Consider the following 18,329-nt stretch of genomic DNA (forward strand, 5'->3'; position numbering starts at 1 on the left):
ACCGGACGCCGCCGTCATGGAGCGGGATCGCTGTCATCAAAGCTTAACACCAACGTCACCGGCGCGACACGCGGCAAATCCTAGAAGTCGGGCGGTCCCGGACCGACGGAGTGCCGGCCCCGGGTGACAAAGAATTAAGGAACCGTTTGGAAATGCGCTGGCGTGAGTCGCATTTGCAGGCGGTCTCCGAGGAGGGGTTCATGCTGTTCCGTTCCTTCGCCGCCGCCCTGCTGCTCTCGGCCGCGATCCTTCCGGCCGCGCAGGCGGCCGAGACCCTGACCAGCTACACCAGCACCGATCCGAAGCTGGCGCTCGGCACCATGTCGGTGCCCGACGGCAAGACGCGGGAGCTCAACGTCGGCATCGGCAGCGGCGCCGGCCGCCGCGCCGGCGACCCGCCGATGACCTTCTGGACCATCTCCGACCGCGGCCCGAACTTCACCTGCGGTGATGTCGAGGACGTGTTCGGCGTCGACGGCAAGACCATCTGCGGCGACGGCAAGGGCCGCATCTACCCGCAGCCGGACTATTCGCCCTCGATCTCCCGGATCACGCTGAAGGACGACCGGACCTTCACCGTCGACGCCGTGCTGCCGCTGCGCGACGGCGACGGCAAGCCGGTCAACGGCCTGCTGAACCCGCTGACCCACGCCTCGACCGAGCAGCCGCTCGACCTGTCGGGCAAGAAGCTGCAGCAGAACCCGGACGCGGTCGACGCCGAATCGATCGTGCCGATGGCCGACGGCACCTTCTGGGTGTCGGAGGAGAACGGCCCGTCGCTGCTGCACGTCGCCGCCGACGGCAAGATCCTGCGCCGGATCGTGCCGCAGGGCACCGAGGGCGACTTCAAGGGCGCGCATTACCCGGTCGACGGCGGCCTGCCGGCCATCCTGGCCAAGCGCTTCCTCAACCGCGGCCTCGAATCGCTCGCCCTCACCCCGGACGGCAGGCAGCTCGCCACCATCATCCAGAACCCGCTGGCCAACCCCGACGCCGACACCTACCGGGGCTCGAAGAACGCCCGGCTGTGGACCCTCGACCCGGCGACGCTCGCCGTCACCGGCGAATACGTCTACACGCTGGACGACCCGCAGAGCTTCCGGCTGGACCCGTCGAAGAAGCAGAGCGACCCGCGCATCAGCGAGATCATGGGCCTCGGCCATGACCGGTTCCTGGTGCTGGAGCGCACCGACGGCACCACCAAGCTGTACGAGGTGTCGCTGGCCGGCGCCACCGACATCCATGGCACCGCCTGGGACGACCCGAAGACCTCGCCGAGCCTGGAGGCGAGCCAGGACTTGGCGGCGGCGAAGATCGTGCCGGTGACGAAGACGCTGCGCTTCGACAGCGCCGACCATCCGGAGGTGCCGGTCAAGATCGAAGGGCTGGCGCTGGCCGGCGACGGGTCGCTGCTGATGATCAACGACAGCGATTTCGGCATCACCGGCGAGACCACGCGCCCGGTGATCCTGAAGGGCAGCGCCATCGCCGCCGACCCGGCGATGTGACCGGTCCGGCGGGGCGGGCGGCATGGCCGTCCCGCCCCCTTTTGGCGTTTTTGGGGGGCCATTGGCAGGGCCGGGCCCTTCCGCTATGGTGCCGCGCCGCGTTGAAAGCCGGGTGGCGCGGCCCCAATTCCTTGGGGGAGTGCGGACGCGTGCTCTCCCGCCAAGTCGAGGTTTCGATGTTCGGTGCGCTTGCCCGAAAGCTGTTCGGTTCGTCCAACGATCGCTTCGTCAAACAGCTGATCACCGGCCAGGTGATCGAGATCAATGCCCTGGAACCAAAGGTCCAGGCCCTCAGCGACGATCAGCTTCAGGCCAAGACGCAGGAGTTCCACGCCCGGCTGGAGAAGGGCGAGACGCTGGACGACCTGCTGCCGGAGGCCTTCGCCACGGTGCGCGAGGCGGCGCGGCGGGTGCTGGGCCAGCGCCACTACGACGTGCAGCTGGTCGGCGGCATCGTGCTGCACCAGGGCAAGATCGCCGAGATGAAGACCGGCGAAGGCAAGACCCTGGTCGCGACCCTCGCCGTCTACCTCAACGCCCTGCCCGGCAAGGGCGTGCATGTGGTCACCGTCAACGACTACCTGGCCCGGCGCGACAGCGAATGGATGGGGCGGATCTACCGCTTCCTCGGCCTCTCGGTCGGCTGCATCGTCCACGGCCTGTCGGACGAGGAGCGGCGCGAGGCCTACGCCGCCGACATCACCTACGGCACCAACAACGAGTTCGGCTTCGACTATCTCCGCGACAACATGAAGTTCCGGCTGGAGGACATGGTCCAGCGGCCGTTCAGCTTCGCCATCGTCGACGAGGTCGACTCGATCCTGATCGACGAGGCGCGGACGCCGCTGATCATCTCCGGCCCGGCGCAGGATTCGTCGGAGATGTACATGCGGGTCGACCGGCTGATCCCCAGCCTTGTGCCGGTCGAGGACTACGAGCACGACGAGAAGCAGAAGACCGTCGCCCTGACCGAGGCCGGGCAGGAGAAGATCGAGCGCCTCCTGATCGAGAACGGCCTCCTCCAGGGCGACAACCTCTACGCCATCCAGAACGTCAACGTCGTCCACCACGTAAACCAGGCGCTCCGCGCTCACGTAATGTTTCAGCTGGACCGCGATTACATCGTCAAGGACGGTAAAGTCGTCATCATCGACGAATTCACCGGCCGCATGATGGAAGGCCGGCGGTATTCCGAGGGTCTGCACCAGGCAATCGAGGCCAAAGAGCGGGTGGAGATCCAGCGCGAGAACCAGACCCTCGCCTCGATCACCTTCCAGAACTATTTCCGACTTTATCCGAAGCTGGCGGGCATGACCGGCACGGCCCAGACCGAGGCTGCCGAGTTCGGTGAGATCTACAACCTCGAAGTGGTGGAGATCCCGACCAACGTCCCGGTCCAGCGCAAGGACCAGGATGACGAGGTCTACCGCACCGTCCGCGAGAAGTACGACGCGATCGTCACCCTGATCCGCGAGTGCAACGCCCGGCAGCAGCCGGTGCTGGTGGGCACCGTGTCGATCGAGAAGTCGGAGACGCTGTCGGCGCTGCTGCAGCGGGAGAAGATCCCGCACAACGTGCTGAACGCCCGCTTTCACGAGCAGGAAGCCTATATCGTCGCCCAGGCCGGCCGGCCCGGCGCCGTGACCATCGCCACCAACATGGCCGGCCGCGGCACCGATATCCAGCTCGGCGGCAATGTCGAGATGCGGGTGGCGCTGGAGCTCGCCGGCGTCGACGACCCGGCGGAGCGGGAGCGGCGCGAGGCCGAGATCCGGGCCGAGGTGGCGCGGAACAAGGAGATCGTGCTGCAGGCCGGAGGCCTCTACGTCGTCGGCACCGAGCGGCACGAGAGCCGCCGCATCGACAACCAGCTGCGCGGCCGCTCCGGCCGCCAGGGCGACCCCGGCGGGTCGAAGTTCTTCCTGTCGCTGGAAGACGACCTGATGCGCATCTTCGCCTCCGAGCGGCTGGACGGCATCCTGCGCCGCTTCGGCCTGAAGGAGGGCGAGGCGATCATCCACCCCTGGATCAACCGGGCGCTGGAGAAGGCGCAGGAGAAGGTCGAGGCGCGCAACTTCGACATCCGCAAGAACCTGCTGCGCTTCGACAACGTGATGAACGACCAGCGCAAGGTGATCTACGAGCAGCGGCGCGAGATCATGCAGGCCGAGGAGGTCAGCGCCATGGTCGCCGACATGCGGCAGGAGGTGGTGGCCGGCATGGTCGCCCGCGCCATCCCCGAGAACAGCTACGCCGAGAAGTGGAATATCGACGGGCTGCACGAGGAGGTGCTGCGCATCTTCGGGCTCGACCTGCCGATCAAGGAGTGGGGCAAGGAAGAAGGCATCGCCGACCGCGAGATCGAGGAGCGGATCCAGCAGGCAGTCGACGCCAAGATGGCGGCCAAGGTCGAGGCCTACGGCCCCGAGATCATGCAGATGGCCGAGAAGAGCCTGCTGCTGCAGATCCTGGACCAGAGCTGGAAGGACCACCTGCTGACGCTGGACCATCTGCGCCAGGGCATCAATCTGCGCGCCTATGCCCAGCGCGACCCGCTGCGCGAGTACCAGGCCGAGGCGTTCAACCTGTTCGAGGAGATGCTGGCCAGCCTGCGCGAGAACGTCACCCAGGTGCTGGCGCAGGTCGAGCTGCGGGTCACCCGGCCGGAGGATGTCGAGGCGCAGCAGCGCGCGGCGATGCAGCGCGAGATGCACGAGAGCCGCTTCGACCCGGCGCTCGGCGCGCCGCCGGAGCCGGCGACCGCGACCGTCGCCGGGGAGGCGGCGGTGGCGGCGGCGAGCGCGGCCCTGGCGCTGAACCCCGACTGGGCGCACACCCCGCGCAACGCCCCCTGCCCCTGCGGCTCGGGCAAGAAGTTCAAGCACTGCCACGGCGCGGTGGTCTGACCCGCCGCAGCAGATTGGGCCATTGAGGGCCGGCCGGCGAATCCCATCGCCGCCGGCCTTTGCTTTTGCCAAGCTGGTCCAAGGGCGTCGACGCGCCCCGGAGCGGGAGCGGACGGCCATGACGGTGGCCCTGACCAGAAGAGCCGACATCACCCTCGACGCGGTGCACCGCGTCGCCTGGCGGGGCGAGGCCGTGCGCATCACCGAGGCGGCGCTGCGGCGGATGGCGGACTGCCGGGCCGCCTTCCTGAGGCTGATCGACACCGACCCGGACCTCGTCATCTACGGCGTCACCACGGCGATGGGCGAGCTGGCCGACCGGCGCCTGCGGCTGGAGGAGCGGGATCGCCATGCCCGGATCAAGGCCTTCGCCGCCGCCACCGCCTTCGGCGACCCGCTGCCGGACCGGGTGGTCCGCGGCATCGTCCTGGCCCGGTTGGCGAACTTCCTGGAGGGTCACGCCGCCACCACGCCGCGGATCGCGCTGGCCGTCGCCGCCATGCTGGACGGCGGGCCGCTGCCGGCGGTGCCCGCTTCCGGCCAGGGCGGCGCCGGCGAGATCCTGGCCCTGTACCCGCTGTTCGCCGCGCTGACCGCCCGCCTCGACCTCGAGGTCAAGGAGCGCGGGTCGCTGATCAACGGCTCGCCCTGCGCCGCGGCGCTGCTGGCCGATTCGGCCCTGGCGGCCCGCAACCGCATCCGGCTGGCGGAGACGGTCTTCGCCCTGTCGATCGAGGCCTTCCGGGCGCCGCTGGAGCATTACGACGCGGCGCTGGAGCCGCTGTGGAACGACCCGCACGAGGCGGCGGCGCTGCGCCGCCTGCGCGCCCTGCTGGACGGCGCCGGCGATGGGCGGCGCGGCTACCAAGCCCCGGTCAGCTATCGCATCGTGCCGCGGGTTCTGGGTCAGGCGCATCGCGCCCTGGCGGCGACGGAGCGGGCGGCCGCGGTGTCGCTGGCCGCGGTCAGCGACAACCCGGTCTATATCCCGCCCGACGAGGCGGGGCTGGACCATCCGAACGGCCGTTGCCTCAGCACCGGCGGCTACCATAACGCCATGGCGGCGCCGGCGCTGGACGACCTCGCGGCGATCTGGGCCGATCTCTGCCTGCTGTGCGACCGCCACAGCTCGAAATTGCTGGCCGGCCGGGTATCGCACCTTCCCGACCTGCTGATGGTCGGCCGCGACCCCGCCGACAGCGACGGCCACGGCAGCCTGGGCTATGTGCCGATGGCGGTGACGGGATATCTGGAGCAGGCCAAGGCGGCGGCGCAGCGCACCTTCCTGCCCGGCACCGAGGCCGCGGGCGCCGGCCAGGACGACGTCGCCGCCCCGGCCTTCCTGGCCTGGGCGAAGGAGGAGCGCGCCGGCCGCTGCCTGGACGCCGCGCTGGCGATGCTGGCGGTGATCGCGTCACAGGCGCTGCAAGTCACCGGCCGCGCGGCGCCGCCGCCGCTGCGTCCCTTGATCGACGAGGTGCGCAGCCTGGTGCCGCCGGTCGAGGAGGATCGCGTTCTGGGCCCGGAGCTCGGGCGCCTGGCCGAGCGCTTCACGCAGCGGGTGTTCGCGGCGGAGTGACCGCCTCGGCAAATCCGAATGGCGCCTTTATCCGGGTCGGCGGGAGGCTGAGGGCCATTGCCACATCACGCATGGACCCATGGCCATCACACTGATCGTCGCCGACGAGCCCGGCGGGCTGGCCGACGCCCTGCCGTCCCAATGCCGCGTCGTCGCCCCCGACGACCTGCTGGACGGGCGCCATCTGCCGGAATCCGGCACCACCGTGGTCAATCTGTGCCGGGACCAGCGCCCCCTCTCCTTCGGCTACTACGTCTCGCTGATCGCCGAGGCCCGCGGCTTCACCGCGATCCCGACCGCGGCGGACCTGGCCGACCAAGCCGACGACCGGCTGGTCCGCAGCCGCTTCGCGCCGGTGGACCGCGCCCTGGCCGCCTTGCGCCGCCGGGGCGGCCAGCTGATCCTGCCGCGGCGCCTGTTCGTGGCGCTGGGCCGTTGCCACAAGCCGCATCTGCAGAATGTGGCCGAGGCGGCCTATGAGGCGTTCGGCCTGCCGCTGATGACGCTGCAGATCGACCCCGGCCACCCCCGGCTGCTGCAGGTGGTGCCGGAGCCGCTGACCGGCCTCGACCCGCGCCAGCGGCGCCTGCTGCGCGCGGCGCTGGAGCAACTGGCCGGCACCCCGCCCACGCCGCGCCCGTTTCGCCGCGCCCCCCGCCTGGCCGTCCTGGTGAACCCGGACGACCCGCTGCCGCCGTCGAAGCCCGGGACCATCTCCCGGCTGCGCGACGTGGCGGCGTCGATGGGCATCGAGACCGAATGCATCGGCCACCGCGACCTGCCGCGGCTGGGCGGCTTCGACGCGTTGTTCATCCGCGAGACCACCGCGCTGCAGGCGCCCAGCTACATCTTCGCCGAGACCGCGGCCCGGACGGGAATGCCCGTGATCGACGACCCGGTGTCGATCCTGCGCTGCTGCAACAAGGTGTTCCTGCACGAGCGGCTGAAGGCCGAAGGCGTGCCGCAGCCGCGCACGCTGGCGGTGCGGGCCGACACGCTGGCGGCCGCCGGCGAGGCGCTGGGCTTCCCGCTGGTGCTGAAGGTGCCGGACGGCGCCTGCTCGCGCGGCGTGGTCCGGGTCGACACCCCGGCCGAGCTGCCGGTGGCGGGCCGCCGGCTGCTGCGCCGGTCGCGGCTGATCCTGGCCCAGGAATACCTCTACACCGACTTCGACTGGCGCATCGGCGTGCTGGGCGGCCGGCCGCTCTTCGCCTGCCGCTACCGCATGGTGCGCGGCCATTGGCAGATCTTCCGCCACGGCCGGGACGGCCGCAGCGAGGAGGGCGCGACCGAGGCGGTACCGCTGGACGCCGTGCCCCCGGCGGTGCTGTCGGCCGCGCTGGCCGCCGCCGCGCTGATCGGCACCGGCCTCTATGGTGTCGATCTGAAGGAGACGGTGCGCGGTCCGGTCGTGATCGAGGTCAACGACAACCCGAACATCGATGTCGGCCTCGAGGATGCCTGCCTGGGCGACGCGCTGTATGAGCGGCTGCTCGGGTATGTCCTGGAGCGGATCGAGGCCGGCGAGGAACGGACGGCATTGCCAGCCCGCACCGCGGGATCGATCTGGTAGTCGACGGCGCTCCCCCTCACCCTCCCGTCGCCTGCGGCGCCGGGCCCCTCCCTCTCCCCAAGGAGAGGGAAGATGAGTCACGGCTCGAACATCTCTCCTTGGGGAGAGGTCGAAATCGCGTCAGCGATTTCGGGTGAGGGGGCGGCGCCGGCCTCTCAGCCCAGGTTCTGGCCGATCGCCAGGAATTTCTCGCGCCGCTTGGCGCGCAGGGTCTTGCCGTCGATCTCGACCAGCGGCGCCAGCGCCGCGCCGATCGCGTCGCCGACGGCGTTGATCGCCTGCTGCGGGAAACGGTGGGCGCCGCCGACCGGCTCCTCCACCACCGCGTCGATGACGCCGAGCTGCTTCAGGTCCTGCGCCGTCAGCTTCAGGGCCGCCGCGGCCTCCTGGCTCTGCGCGCTGCTGCGCCACAGGATCGAGGCGCAGCCCTCGGGCGAGATCACCGAATAGATCGAGTGCTCCAGCATCAGCACCCGGTCGGCCACGGCGATGCCGATGGCGCCGCCCGAGCCGCCCTCGCCGATCACCACCGAGACCACCGGCACCTGCACCTTGAGGCAGGATTCGATCGACTTGGCGATGGCCTCGGCCACGCCGCGCTCCTCCGACGCCACGCCGGGATAGGCGCCGGCGGTGTCGACAAAGGTGATCACCGGCAGGCGGAACCGATCGGCCAGGTCGAGCAGGCGCTGCGCCTTGCGGTAACCCTCCGGCTTCGCCATGCCGAAATTGTGCCGGATGCGGCTTTCGGTGTCGTTGCCCTTCTCCTGCCCGATCACCACGACCGAACGGCCCTGGAACTGGCCGAGCCCGCCGACGATGGCGCGGTCCTCGGCGAAGGCTCGGTCGCCGGCCAGCGGCTGGAACTCGGTAACCAGCGCCTGGATGTAGTCCAGCGCATGCGGCCGATTCGGATGCCGCGCGACCTGCACCTTCTGCGCCGGCGTCAGCCCGCGATAGGTGTCCCGCAGCAGCTTGTCGACCTTGGCCTGAAGCCGGGAGACCTCGTCGGCGATGTTGAGCTCGCCGGCATCGGTGATGTGCCGAAGCTCCTCGATCTTGCCTTCGATCTCGGCGATCGGCTTTTCGAATTCGAGAAAGGTCTTCATTCCGCGTTGAGACTGGCCCTCGGGATCGGGGGGCTGTCTAACACAGGGCAGCGCGCATTGAGACCGAAATCTGCGCAGGGCTGGGTACGGCGTCGGCCCGCAGCAGGGTGCCGCCCGGACAGTCCTCGAGCGCACCGAGCCGAAGCTCGGCCACGAGCAGCCGGTGCGGCTGCTCATCCGGCATCACGAAGCCGAGCGGGGCTGCGGGCTGGAAGCCGAAACGGGCGTAATAGGCGAGGTCGCCGACCAGCAGCACCAGCCGGTGCCCCATATCGGCCGCCCGCTTCATGCTGCCGCGCATCAGCGCCGCCCCGACGCCGGCGCCACGCAACTCCGGCTGCACCGCCAGCGGGCCGAGCAGCAGCGTCGGCAGGCCCGGCTCGACCAGCATCGGCCAGTAGCGGATCGAGCCGAGGATCCGGCCGCTGGACTTTCCGTCCTCGCGCACCACGAAACACAGGCTGCGCACCGGCGCGACGCCGTCGCGGTAACGGTAGGAGATCTTGGTCTGCCGGTTCGGGCCGAAGGCAAGGTCGAGCAGGGCGTCGACTTCGGCCGCATCCCGCGGCCGCTCGGTCTTCAGGACGTACACTTGAGAATGATCCTTGGAACGGAGAGCGTCGGTTCGCGCGCCGACCGGCGTCCGTCCCGCCCGCATCATGGTGTCGCAGGCACCCCGGGACGCCTCAGGCCGCCGCGCCGGTGAAGGCGGGGCGACGGCGTCGTCGTCGCAGCGTCGGGGGCAGGAAGATCACGTCGTTCCGTTCCATCGGGAATCAGCGGTGACAGCGAAACCGCAACCGGGCCCGGCTGTCAATCCAAATGCAACATCATGATTACGGCAAAGACATGTGACGGCGGCCGGGCGTCGTGCCAGGACCGGCCGCATGCAGGCCCCGCCCCTTCCGACTCCCGCGCTCCGCCGCCAATTCGCCCGCTACGCGGCGGTCGGGCTGGCGGCGACCGCCCTGCATTATTCCGTGCTGATCGGGCTGGTCGAATCGGGCGCCGCGGCGCCGTTGCCGGCAACGCTGGCCGGCTATCTCGCCGGCGGCGTCGCCTCCTATGCGCTCAACCGGCGGCTGACCTTCGGCGGCGGCCGGCGGCACCGCGAGGCAGCCTGGCGATTCGCCCTGGTCGCCGCCGGCGGCTTCGCCTGGACCGGCCTGCTGATGGCGCTGTTCACCGGGCGGCTCGGCGCCCCCTACCTGCCGGCCCAGGCTGCGACCACGCTGATCGTGCTGGGCTGGGGCTTCCTGGCGAATCGGCTGTGGACCTTCGCCCGCCCGCGGCCCCCAAGCTAGGGCCGCCTGGCCTTCGCCAGCGGATGGGCCGAGGCCACCAGGCTCTGCAGCCGATCGCCCAGGACATGGGTGTAGATCTGGGTGGTGGCGATGTCGGCGTGGCCCAGCATGGTCTGGACCGAGCGCAGATCGGCGCCGTGCGACAGCAGATGGGTGGCGAAGGCGTGGCGCAGAACATGCGGGCTGACGCGGCCGGGCTCGATCCCCGCCTCCACCGCCAGCTCCTTCAGCAGCTGGCCGAATCGCTGCCGGGTCAGGCAGCCGCCGCGCGCGCTGCGCGACGGGAACAGGAAGCCGCGATCGCGGCCCTTGACGAAGAAGACCCCGCGATGCGGGAGATAGGCCGAAATCGCATCCCGCGCGGGCTCCGACAGCGGCACCAGCCGTTCCTTGCCGCCCTTGCCGCGGACGATCAGCGCCCGTCCGTCCCGCGCCAGGGAAGAGAGCGGCAGGCCGACCAGCTCGGACACCCGCAGGCCGCCGCCATAGAGGATCTCGAGCAGGGCCAGGAGGCGCAACGCCTCGGCCTGCCGGTCCAGGTCGGCGAAGCGCGCGGAAACGGCGCCGATCAGCGCCTCGACCTCGTCCTCGGACAGCAGCTTCGGCAGCGGCCGGCCGAGCGCCGGGGAATCGAGCGCGGCGGAGGGATCGTCCTGCCGCCGGCCCTCGGAGACGAGGAAGCGGTAGAACTGCCGCATCGCCGACAGACGCCGCGCCGCGGTGCGCGCGGCGGTGCGGCCGCCTTTCGCCCCCTCGCGCCGCGCCAGATCGCCGAGATAGGCGCGCAGATCCTCGGTACCGGCGCGGTCGACGGTGCCGCCGCGGGATTCGAGAAAGCGGTTCAGGTCGAGCAGGTCGCGGCCATAGGCCTCGCGCGTGTTGGCGGCGACGCCGCGCTCCGCCACCAGCATGTCGAGGAAGGCCTCGACCGAGGGCGGCGGCAACAGGCGCGGCGCCGGCGGACGGCCGCGCCGGGGCTTCGGGGCCGCGGCCTCGGTCATCCTGCTATTTGAAGCGGTCGTTCGGGATCACCTTCTCGACCGTCTGGGTCGGCGGCCGGAAGTCGATCACCGTGAGCGCGACGCCGCCGCCGACGATCACCAGCAGCAGGGCGATCGCCAGCACCCGGCCGAGGCCGCCCCCACCGCCACCGGAACTTTGCGCAAAGCGGGACTTCGAACGACGACGAGCCAAGACGGACCCCTGAGACCTAGGATTGTGAATGGGTGCGCCGGAGAAAGCAGATGCGGCGGGCCCGGCGCAGCCCTATCTTAGGCGGTCGGCAGGGCGGCGGCAAACCGCCTTGCCTGCCAGCCACGCCCCCCAGACGAATTGGGGCCTGAAAGAGGATCGATGATCACCACGCTGCACCGCCCCTTGCCCCGCACACTGGTTCTGGTCGGCCTGATGGGGGCCGGCAAGACCGCGGTGGGCAAGCGCGTGGCCGCGCGGCTGGGCCTGGGCTTCACCGATGCCGACCACGAGATCGAGGCGGCGGCCGGCTGCACCATCCCCGACATCTTCGAGCGCTACGGCGAACCCGCCTTCCGCGACCTGGAGCGGCGGGTGATCGCGCGGCTGATGCGCGACCCGGTGCAGGTGCTGTCGACCGGCGGCGGCGCCTTCATGGACCCGCAGACCCGGGCGGTGATCGCCGAGCACGGCCTGTCGGTGTGGCTGAGGGCGGAGCTGTCGGTGCTGGCGGCGCGCACCACCAAGCGCAGCAACCGGCCGCTGCTGCGCCAGGGCGACCCGAAGGCGGTGCTGGCCGGGCTGATGGAGCGGCGCTACCCGGTCTATGCCCTGGCCGACCTGACGGTGGAGAGCCGCGACGGCCCGGTCGAGGACACGGTGGACCGGGTGCTGGCCGCGGTCGACGCCCGGCTGGCCGCGGAGGAGGCGGCCCAGCCCGCCATGGGACAAACGGATTGAACCCTGAGATGACACGCGAAACCATCCGCGTCGGGCTGGGCCCGCGCAGCTACGACATCGTCATCGGACCGGGCGCCCTGGCCGAGGCCGGAGAGAGGATCGCGGCGCTGGGCCGCGGCAGGCGGGTGATCGTGGTCGCCGACGCCCGAGTGGCCGGGCTGCACGGCGCGGCGCTGGAGGCGTCGCTGGCCGCGTCCGGGATCACGGCCGAGACCCTGACCGTGCCGCCGGGCGAGGCGACCAAGTCCATGACGGTGCTGGCCGAGCTGCTGGACCGGATCCTGGCGCTGGGCATCGAGCGCCGCACCCTGCTGGTCGCGCTCGGCGGCGGCGTGGTCGGCGACCTGGCCGGCTTCGCCGCGGCGGTGGCGCTGCGCGGCCTCGATTTCGTGCAGATCCCGACCACGCTGCTGGCCCAGGTCGACAGCTCGGTCGGCGGCAAGACCGGGGTCAACAGCAAGCACGGCAAGAACCTGATCGGCGCCTTCCACCAGCCGCTGCTGGTGCTGGCCGACACCGCCCTGCTGTCCACCCTGCCGGCGCGGGAGCTGCGCGCCGGCTATGCCGAGGTGGCGAAATACGGCGCGCTGGGCGACGCCGGCTTCTTCGCCTGGCTGGAGACGAACGGCCCGAAGCTGCTGGCCGGCGACGGCGAGGCCATGATCAGGGCGGTGAAGCGCAGCTGCGAGATGAAGGCCGAGATCGTCGGCCAGGACGAGCGCGAGGCGGCGCAGCGCGCCCTGCTGAACCTCGGCCACACCTTCGGCCATGCGCTGGAGGCCGAGACCGGCTATGGCGATGCGCTGCTGCACGGCGAGGCGGTGGCGATCGGCATGGTCATGGCCTTCGACCTGTCGGTGCGCCTCGGCCTGTGCCCGGCGGCGGATCGCGACCGGCTGGCCCGGCACCTCGAGGCCGTCGGCCTGCCGACGCGGCCGGCGCGCGACCGCGCCTGGTCGGTCGACGCCCTGCTGCATCACATGACCCGGGACAAGAAGGTGCGGGACGGCCGCATGACCTTCATCCTGGTGCGCGGCCTCGGCCAGGCCTTCGTCACCAGCGAGGTGCCGGCGGAACCGGTCGCCGCGGTCCTGGCCGACGCCATCGCCGCCTGACCGCAGCCCGCCGGCCGCCATGTCCGACGACCTCGCCCTCCTGCTCAACCTCGCCGGGATCGTCCTGCTGCTGGTGGTCTCGGCCTTCTTCTCGGGCTCGGAGACGGCGCTGACCGCGGCCAGCCGGGCGCGGATGCATCAGCTGGAGACGCACGGGCTGAAGCGGGCCGGCATCGTCAACCGGCTGCGCGAGCAGAAGGAGCGGCTGATCGGCGCCCTGCTGCTGGGCAACACCCTGGTCAACATCCTGGCCTCGGCGATCGCCACCAACTTCCTGACCACGATGCTCGGCGCCTCCGCCGTGCCCGTGGCCACGCTGGTGATGACCGCGCTGATCCTGGTCTTCGCCGAGGTTCTGCCGAAGACCTACGCCATCAACCATGCCGACCGAGCGGCGCTGTCGCTGGCTCCGCTGGTCCGCGGCGTCGTCTGGCTGCTGAGCCCGGTGGTGCGGCTGGTGAACTGGCTGGTGCGCGGCGTGCTGCGGCTGTTCGGCGCCGACCCGCGCCGGGTCGGCTTGGCCGACTATGTCGACGAGCTGCGCGGCGCCATCGAGCTGCACCGCGGCAGCGAGGCCGAGGTGGCGCAGGAGCGGCAGATGCTGCGCTCGATCCTCGACCTCGGCGACGTCTCGGTGGCGGAGATCATGACCCATCGCCGCAGCGTCGAGGCGATCGACGCCGAGCTGACGCCGCGCCAGGTGGTGGCGGCGATGCTGAACAGCCCGCACACCCGCATGCCGCTGTGCCAGGGCGGGCTGGAGAACATCCTGGGCGTGCTGCACGCCAAGGACGTGCTGCGGGCGCTGCAGGCGGCCGCCGGCGACCCGGACCGCCTCGACATCCGCCGGATCGCGACCAAGCCCTGGTTCATCCCGGATTCGACCAGCCTCCTGGACCAGCTGCACGCCTTCCGCACCCGGCGCGAGCATTTCGCCCTGGTGGTCGACGAGTACGGCGACCTGCAGGGCGTGGTGACGCTGGAGGACATCCTGGAGGAGATCGTCGGCGACATCGTCGACGAGCACGACCTGCCGGTCGCCGGCGTCCGGCCCCAGCCGAACGGCAGCTTCCTGATCGACGGCACGGTCACCATCCGCGATCTGAACCGCCGCTTCGAATGGCGGCTGCCGGACGACGAGGCCTCGACCATCGCCGGGCTGGTGCTGCACGAGGCGCGGCACCTGCCGGAGGTCGGCCAGGCCTTCACCTTCCACGGCTTCCGCTTCGAGATCCTGCGGCGCCAGCGCAACCAGATCACCGCCCTGCGCGTCACCCCGCCGGCGGAGGCCGAACCCGAACAGGAGGGCTGATCCGTGCCCCTCTCCGCCCCCGCCGAGCGTGAGCCGATCCACACCCGCCGCGTCACCTGCGACGGCTATCGCCGCGCGGACGGGCTGTGGGACATCGAAGGCCATCTGGTCGACACCAAGCACTACGAGTTCCGCAACGAGTTCCGCGGCGCCATCACGCCCGGCACGCCGATCCATCAGATGCGGATCCGGCTGACCGTCGACGACGGCCTCTCGATCGTCGCGGTCGAGGCGGAGACCGAGCACGGCCCCTATGCCCTGTGCCCCGAGATCACGCCGAGCTTCCAGGCGCTGGTGGGCCTGCGCATCGGCCCCGGCTTCACCCGCGCGGTGAAGGAGCGGCTGGGCGGCGCCCGGGGCTGCACCCATCTGGTCGAGCTGCTGGGGCCGATGGCGACCACCGCGTTCCAGACCGTGTTCCCGATCCTGTCGCGCGAGCGCGCGGCCGAGGCCGATCCGGCGAAGCGGCCGGTGCTGCTGGACAGCTGCCACGTCTTCGCCGCCGACGGCGAGCATGCCCGCCGCCACTGGCCCGCCTTCTACACCGGGCCGGAGCAGGGCTGACGCGAGCGCGACGATGCGCCCGGTGCCGAATGCGGCCGTCCGCCGTTAACCCCGGAAAGACGATCCGGTGCCCCGAGGAGAGACGATGATCCGACGCCTGACGCTGGCCGCCGCCCTGCTCGCCGCCCTCGCGCCTGCCCCCGCCGCCTTCGCCGACCCGATGCTGGCGGATTTCGACTATCCGTTCCCGGTCCAGCGCTTCGACTTCAAATCCCAGGGCCAGGACCTGTCCATGGCCTATATGGACGTGCAGCCGGACAAGCCGAACGGCCGCACCGTGGTGCTGCTGCACGGCAAGAACTTCTGCGGCGCCACCTGGGAAGGGGTCATGCGGCCGCTGCTGCAGGCCGGATACCGCGTCGTCGCCCCGGACCAGATCGGCTTCTGCAAGTCCACCAAGCCCCAGGCCTACCAGTTCGGGCTGCACCAGCTGGCCGCCAACACCAGGGCGCTGCTGGACAGCCTGGGCATCCGGCATCCGGTCATCATGGGCCATTCCATGGGCGGCATGCTGGCGATGCGCTACGCCCTCGCCTTCCCCGACGCGCTGTCCGGCCTCGTGCTGGTGAACCCGATCGGGCTGGAGGACTGGAAGGCCGCGGGCGTGCCGGAGCAGACCGTCGACCAGTGGTTCGAGAACGAGTTGAAGACCACGGCCGACAGCATCAAGGCCTATCAGCAAGCCACCTACTATGCCGGCGAGTGGCGCCCGGAATACGACCGCTGGGTCGAAATGCTGGCCGGCATGTATCGGGGCGAGGGCGGCCGGCAGGTTGCCTGGAACCAGGCGCTGACCTCGGACATGGTGTTCAACCAGCCGGTGGTCTACGAGCTGGAGCACATCCACGCCCCGACCGTGCTGATGATCGGCGAGCGCGACACCACCGCGATCGGCAAGGCGCTGGCCCCGCCCGAGGTGGCGCAGCGCCTGGGCAACTATGCCGAGCTGGGCCGCCAGGCCGCCCAGCGCATCCCCGGCGCCCGGCTGATCCGCTTCCCGACCTACGGCCACTCGCCCCAGATCCAGGCGCCCGAGGAGTTCAACAAGGCGCTGCTGGGGGCGCTGGAGCGGCTTCCCCCTCCCTGAGGAAGATGCCGGGGCCGAAGCCGGGCTCGCTTCGCGTCGCTTGCAACATGCAAGTGACTGCGGTAGTGACGGGCGCATGCAGCGCACCAGCTTCGCCGGCATGGACTGCCCGATCGCCCGCTCCCTCGACGCGCTGGGGGAGTGGTGGAGCCTTTTGATCCTGCGCGACGCCTTCCTGGGCCTGACGCGGTTCGACGAGTTCCAGCAGAGCCTGGGCATCGCCCCGAACATGCTGACGCGGCGGCTGAAGCGCCTGACCGAGGCCGGCCTCTTGGAGCGCCGCGCCTATTCGCAGCGCCCACTGCGGCACGAATACCGGCTGACCGCGGCCGGCCGGGACGTGTTTCCGGTGCTGGCGGCGCTGGGCGCCTGGGGCGGCCGCCACGCCACCGGCGGCAAGGTGCTGGTGCAGTTGGCCGGCCGCGCCGACGGCGTGCCGGTCGACCCGGTGCTGGTCGACCGCCGCAGCGGAACGCCGATCACCCCCGAAACGGCCGAGTTCCGCCTGGGCCCGGACGCCCGCCCCGACCATCGGGACCGGGTCGCCCGGCTGCTGCAGCGCCGGAACGGCCGCGACACGGACCCAATTCCGGTATGAGGAGACCCTGAGATGCGCCGCATCGTTGTCACCGGAATGGGGGCGGTTTCGCCCCTGGCCAACGGCGTCGAGGCCAGCTGGCGCCGGCTGCTGGCCGGCCGGTCCGGCCTGCGCCGGCTGCCGGAGGAGATGGTGGCGGACCTGTCCGCCAAGATCGGCGGCGTGGTGCCGTCGATCGCCGAGGATCCCGAGGCCGGCTTCGATCCGGACGCGGCGGTGCCGCCCAAGGACCAGCGGAAGATGGACCGCTTCATCCAGTTCGCCATGGCGGCGGCGGACGAGGCGGTGGCCCAGTCCGGCTGGCGCCCGGCCACCCCGCGCGAGCAGGAGCGGACGGCGACGATCATCGCCTCCGGCGTCGGCGGCTTCCCCTACATCGTCGAGACGGTGCGCACCGTCGACCAAAAGGGCGTGCGCCGGCTGTCGCCCTTCACCGTGCCGGCCTTCCTGGTCAACCTGGCCGCCGGCCAGGTCTCGATCCGCCACGGCTTCAAGGGGCCGCTGGGCGCCCCGGTGACCGCCTGCGCCGCCGGGGTGCAAGCGATCGGCGACGCCGCCCGGCTGATCCGCGCAGGCGAGGCCGATGTGGCGCTGTGCGGCGGCACCGAGGCCTGCATCGACCGGGTCAGCCTGGGCGGCTTCGCCGCGGCGCGGGCGCTGTCGACCGACTTCAACGACACGCCGGAGCGCGCCTCCCGCCCCTTCGACCAGGCGCGCGACGGCTTCGTCATGGGCGAAGGCGCCGGCCTCTTGCTGATCGAGGCGCTGGACCACGCCCTTGCCCGCGGCGCCAGGCCGGTCGCCGAGCTGATCGGCTACGGCACCAGCGCCGACGCCTATCACATGACCTCCGGGCCGGAGAGTGGCGAGGGCTCGCGCCGGGCGATGGAGATCGCGCTGGCGCAGGGCGATATCGCTCCGGCCGACGTGCAGCATGTGAATGCGCACGCCACCTCCACCCCGGTCGGCGACAGGAGCGAGCTGGCGGCGCTCAAGGCGCTGTTCGGTACCGGTGGGACGGTGGCGGTGAGCGCCACCAAATCCGCCACCGGGCACCTGCTGGGCGCCGCCGGCGGGCTGGAGGCGATCTTCACCATCCTGGCGCTGCGCGACCAGGTCATGCCGCCGACGCTGAACCTGGAGAACCCGGACCCGGACGCCGAGGGCATCGACCTGGTGGCGCGCGAGGCCCGGCGCGGCCGGATCGAGCACGCCCTGTCGAACGGCTTCGGCTTCGGCGGCGTCAACGCCAGCGTGCTGTTCCGCCGGTGGCAGGGCTAACACAGAGCCTACCCATTGCCTCTCCCGCTTGCGGGAGAGGTCGGAGACGCGAAGCGGCTCCGGGTGAGGGGAGTTTGCCGAGGCCTGGGCCAGCCCTTGTCTGATGAGTTTGTGAGAAGCTGAGCCCAGGCTGGGGATCCGGATCCCCAGCCTGGGCCGCCGAGACCGTACACAGCCCTAGGGATTGCCGCCCGAGGGTGAGCTGGGTCCGGCGGCCTCCCGCTGTGCAGCCCGAACGGTTGCAAGGTCTCCAGACCGCAGACAAGGGAGGTCTCTCAGCATGGCGCGGAAGACATCGCCGGTCCATATCGGGATCGATACATCCAAGCGCGAGCTCGTGGTCGCCAGCCGTCCCGCAGGCACGGCCTTCACCGTGAGCAACACGATGGCCGGCATCACCGTTCTGGTCGACCGTCTGGTGCGGCTGAAGCCGCTGCGCATCGCCATCGAGCCGAGCGGCG

15 protein-coding genes and 1 pseudogene are annotated in these 18,329 nt (G+C 71.0%); 13 read left to right on the forward strand and 3 right to left on the reverse strand.

Features of this window, described 5'->3' with window-relative positions; translation table 11 throughout:
- Positions 1–200 precede the first annotated feature (200 nt).
- The 4 genes from G537_RS0126425 to G537_RS0126440 all read left to right on the forward strand — a co-directional run bounded on the left by G537_RS0126425 (position 201) and on the right by G537_RS0126440 (position 7,566).
- Positions 201–1,508 carry an esterase-like activity of phytase family protein gene (locus G537_RS0126425; protein ID WP_034853123.1) on the forward strand — a complete coding sequence of 436 codons (1,308 nt, stop codon included), beginning with the start codon at positions 201–203 and terminating at the stop codon, positions 1,506–1,508.
- 176 nt (positions 1,509–1,684) lie between these two features.
- Positions 1,685–4,414, forward strand: a complete 2,730-nt coding sequence (secA, locus tag G537_RS0126430) for a preprotein translocase subunit SecA (protein ID WP_026872661.1) — start codon at positions 1,685–1,687, stop codon at positions 4,412–4,414.
- A 118-nt stretch (positions 4,415–4,532) separates the two neighbouring features.
- The gene (locus G537_RS0126435) at positions 4,533–5,993 is read left to right on the forward strand and encodes an aromatic amino acid lyase (RefSeq protein WP_026872662.1); all 1,461 of its coding nucleotides are present in this window, start codon (positions 4,533–4,535) and stop codon (positions 5,991–5,993) included.
- A gap of 79 nt (positions 5,994–6,072) precedes the next feature.
- Positions 6,073–7,566, forward strand: a complete 1,494-nt coding sequence (locus G537_RS0126440; RefSeq protein ID WP_026872663.1) for a RimK-like ATPgrasp N-terminal domain-containing protein — start codon at positions 6,073–6,075, stop codon at positions 7,564–7,566.
- Positions 7,567–7,721: 155 nt separating this feature from the next.
- Here G537_RS0126440 and G537_RS0126445 read toward each other — a convergent pair whose 3' ends face one another.
- Both G537_RS0126445 and G537_RS0126450 read right to left on the reverse strand, forming a co-directional pair.
- Positions 7,722–8,675 (reverse strand): acetyl-CoA carboxylase carboxyltransferase subunit alpha, encoded by a 954-nt coding sequence (locus G537_RS0126445; RefSeq protein ID WP_026872664.1) that lies wholly within the window; start codon positions 8,673–8,675, stop codon positions 7,722–7,724.
- 37 nt (positions 8,676–8,712) lie between these two features.
- Positions 8,713–9,267: a GNAT family N-acetyltransferase gene (locus tag G537_RS0126450; protein WP_051249166.1), complete on the reverse strand. Its 555-nt coding sequence runs from the start codon at positions 9,265–9,267 to the stop codon at positions 8,713–8,715.
- A gap of 295 nt (positions 9,268–9,562) precedes the next feature.
- Here G537_RS0126450 and G537_RS0126455 point away from each other — a divergent pair, with 295 nt between their 5' ends.
- Positions 9,563–9,979 (forward strand): GtrA family protein, encoded by a 417-nt coding sequence (locus tag G537_RS0126455; RefSeq protein ID WP_034853089.1) that lies wholly within the window; start codon positions 9,563–9,565, stop codon positions 9,977–9,979.
- Here G537_RS0126455 and G537_RS0126460 read toward each other — a convergent pair.
- Positions 9,976–10,980, reverse strand: a complete 1,005-nt coding sequence (locus tag G537_RS0126460; RefSeq protein ID WP_026872667.1) for a site-specific tyrosine recombinase XerD — start codon at positions 10,978–10,980, stop codon at positions 9,976–9,978. The genes G537_RS0126455 and G537_RS0126460 overlap by 4 nt on opposite strands.
- A 352-nt stretch (positions 10,981–11,332) precedes the next feature.
- On the opposite strand from G537_RS0126460, the gene G537_RS0126470 reads away from it, so the two are divergent.
- From G537_RS0126470 to G537_RS0126505, 8 genes and pseudogenes are all read left to right on the forward strand, one after another.
- On the forward strand, positions 11,333–11,911 hold the full coding sequence (locus G537_RS0126470) for a shikimate kinase (RefSeq protein ID WP_026872668.1): 579 nt from the start codon (positions 11,333–11,335) through the stop codon (positions 11,909–11,911).
- An 8-nt stretch (positions 11,912–11,919) separates the two neighbouring features.
- The gene (gene aroB / locus G537_RS0126475) at positions 11,920–13,026 is read left to right on the forward strand and encodes a 3-dehydroquinate synthase (protein ID WP_026872669.1); all 1,107 of its coding nucleotides are present in this window, start codon (positions 11,920–11,922) and stop codon (positions 13,024–13,026) included.
- A 19-nt stretch (positions 13,027–13,045) separates the two neighbouring features.
- A complete protein-coding gene (locus tag G537_RS0126480; protein WP_026872670.1) occupies positions 13,046–14,338 on the forward strand; it encodes an HlyC/CorC family transporter in 1,293 nt (430 codons plus the stop codon).
- Between the two features lie 3 nt (positions 14,339–14,341).
- The gene (locus tag G537_RS0126485) at positions 14,342–14,902 is read left to right on the forward strand and encodes a DUF2889 domain-containing protein (RefSeq protein WP_026872671.1); all 561 of its coding nucleotides are present in this window, start codon (positions 14,342–14,344) and stop codon (positions 14,900–14,902) included.
- Between the two features lie 85 nt (positions 14,903–14,987).
- Complete coding sequence (locus G537_RS0126490) at positions 14,988–15,989, forward strand: alpha/beta fold hydrolase (RefSeq protein WP_026872672.1); 1,002 nt, start codon at positions 14,988–14,990, stop codon at positions 15,987–15,989.
- 76 nt (positions 15,990–16,065) lie between these two features.
- A complete protein-coding gene (locus tag G537_RS0126495; protein ID WP_026872673.1) occupies positions 16,066–16,587 on the forward strand; it encodes a winged helix-turn-helix transcriptional regulator in 522 nt (173 codons plus the stop codon).
- Between the two features lie 12 nt (positions 16,588–16,599).
- Complete coding sequence (fabF, locus tag G537_RS0126500; RefSeq protein WP_026872674.1) at positions 16,600–17,868, forward strand: beta-ketoacyl-ACP synthase II; 1,269 nt, start codon at positions 16,600–16,602, stop codon at positions 17,866–17,868.
- A gap of 280 nt (positions 17,869–18,148) precedes the next feature.
- Positions 18,149–18,329: pseudogene (locus G537_RS0126505) on the forward strand (hypothetical protein); the annotation flags it as partial.

Origin of the sequence: Inquilinus limosus DSM 16000, from assembly GCF_000423185.1 — a bacterium.
GTDB classification, from domain to species: domain Bacteria; phylum Pseudomonadota; class Alphaproteobacteria; order DSM-16000; family Inquilinaceae; genus Inquilinus; species Inquilinus limosus.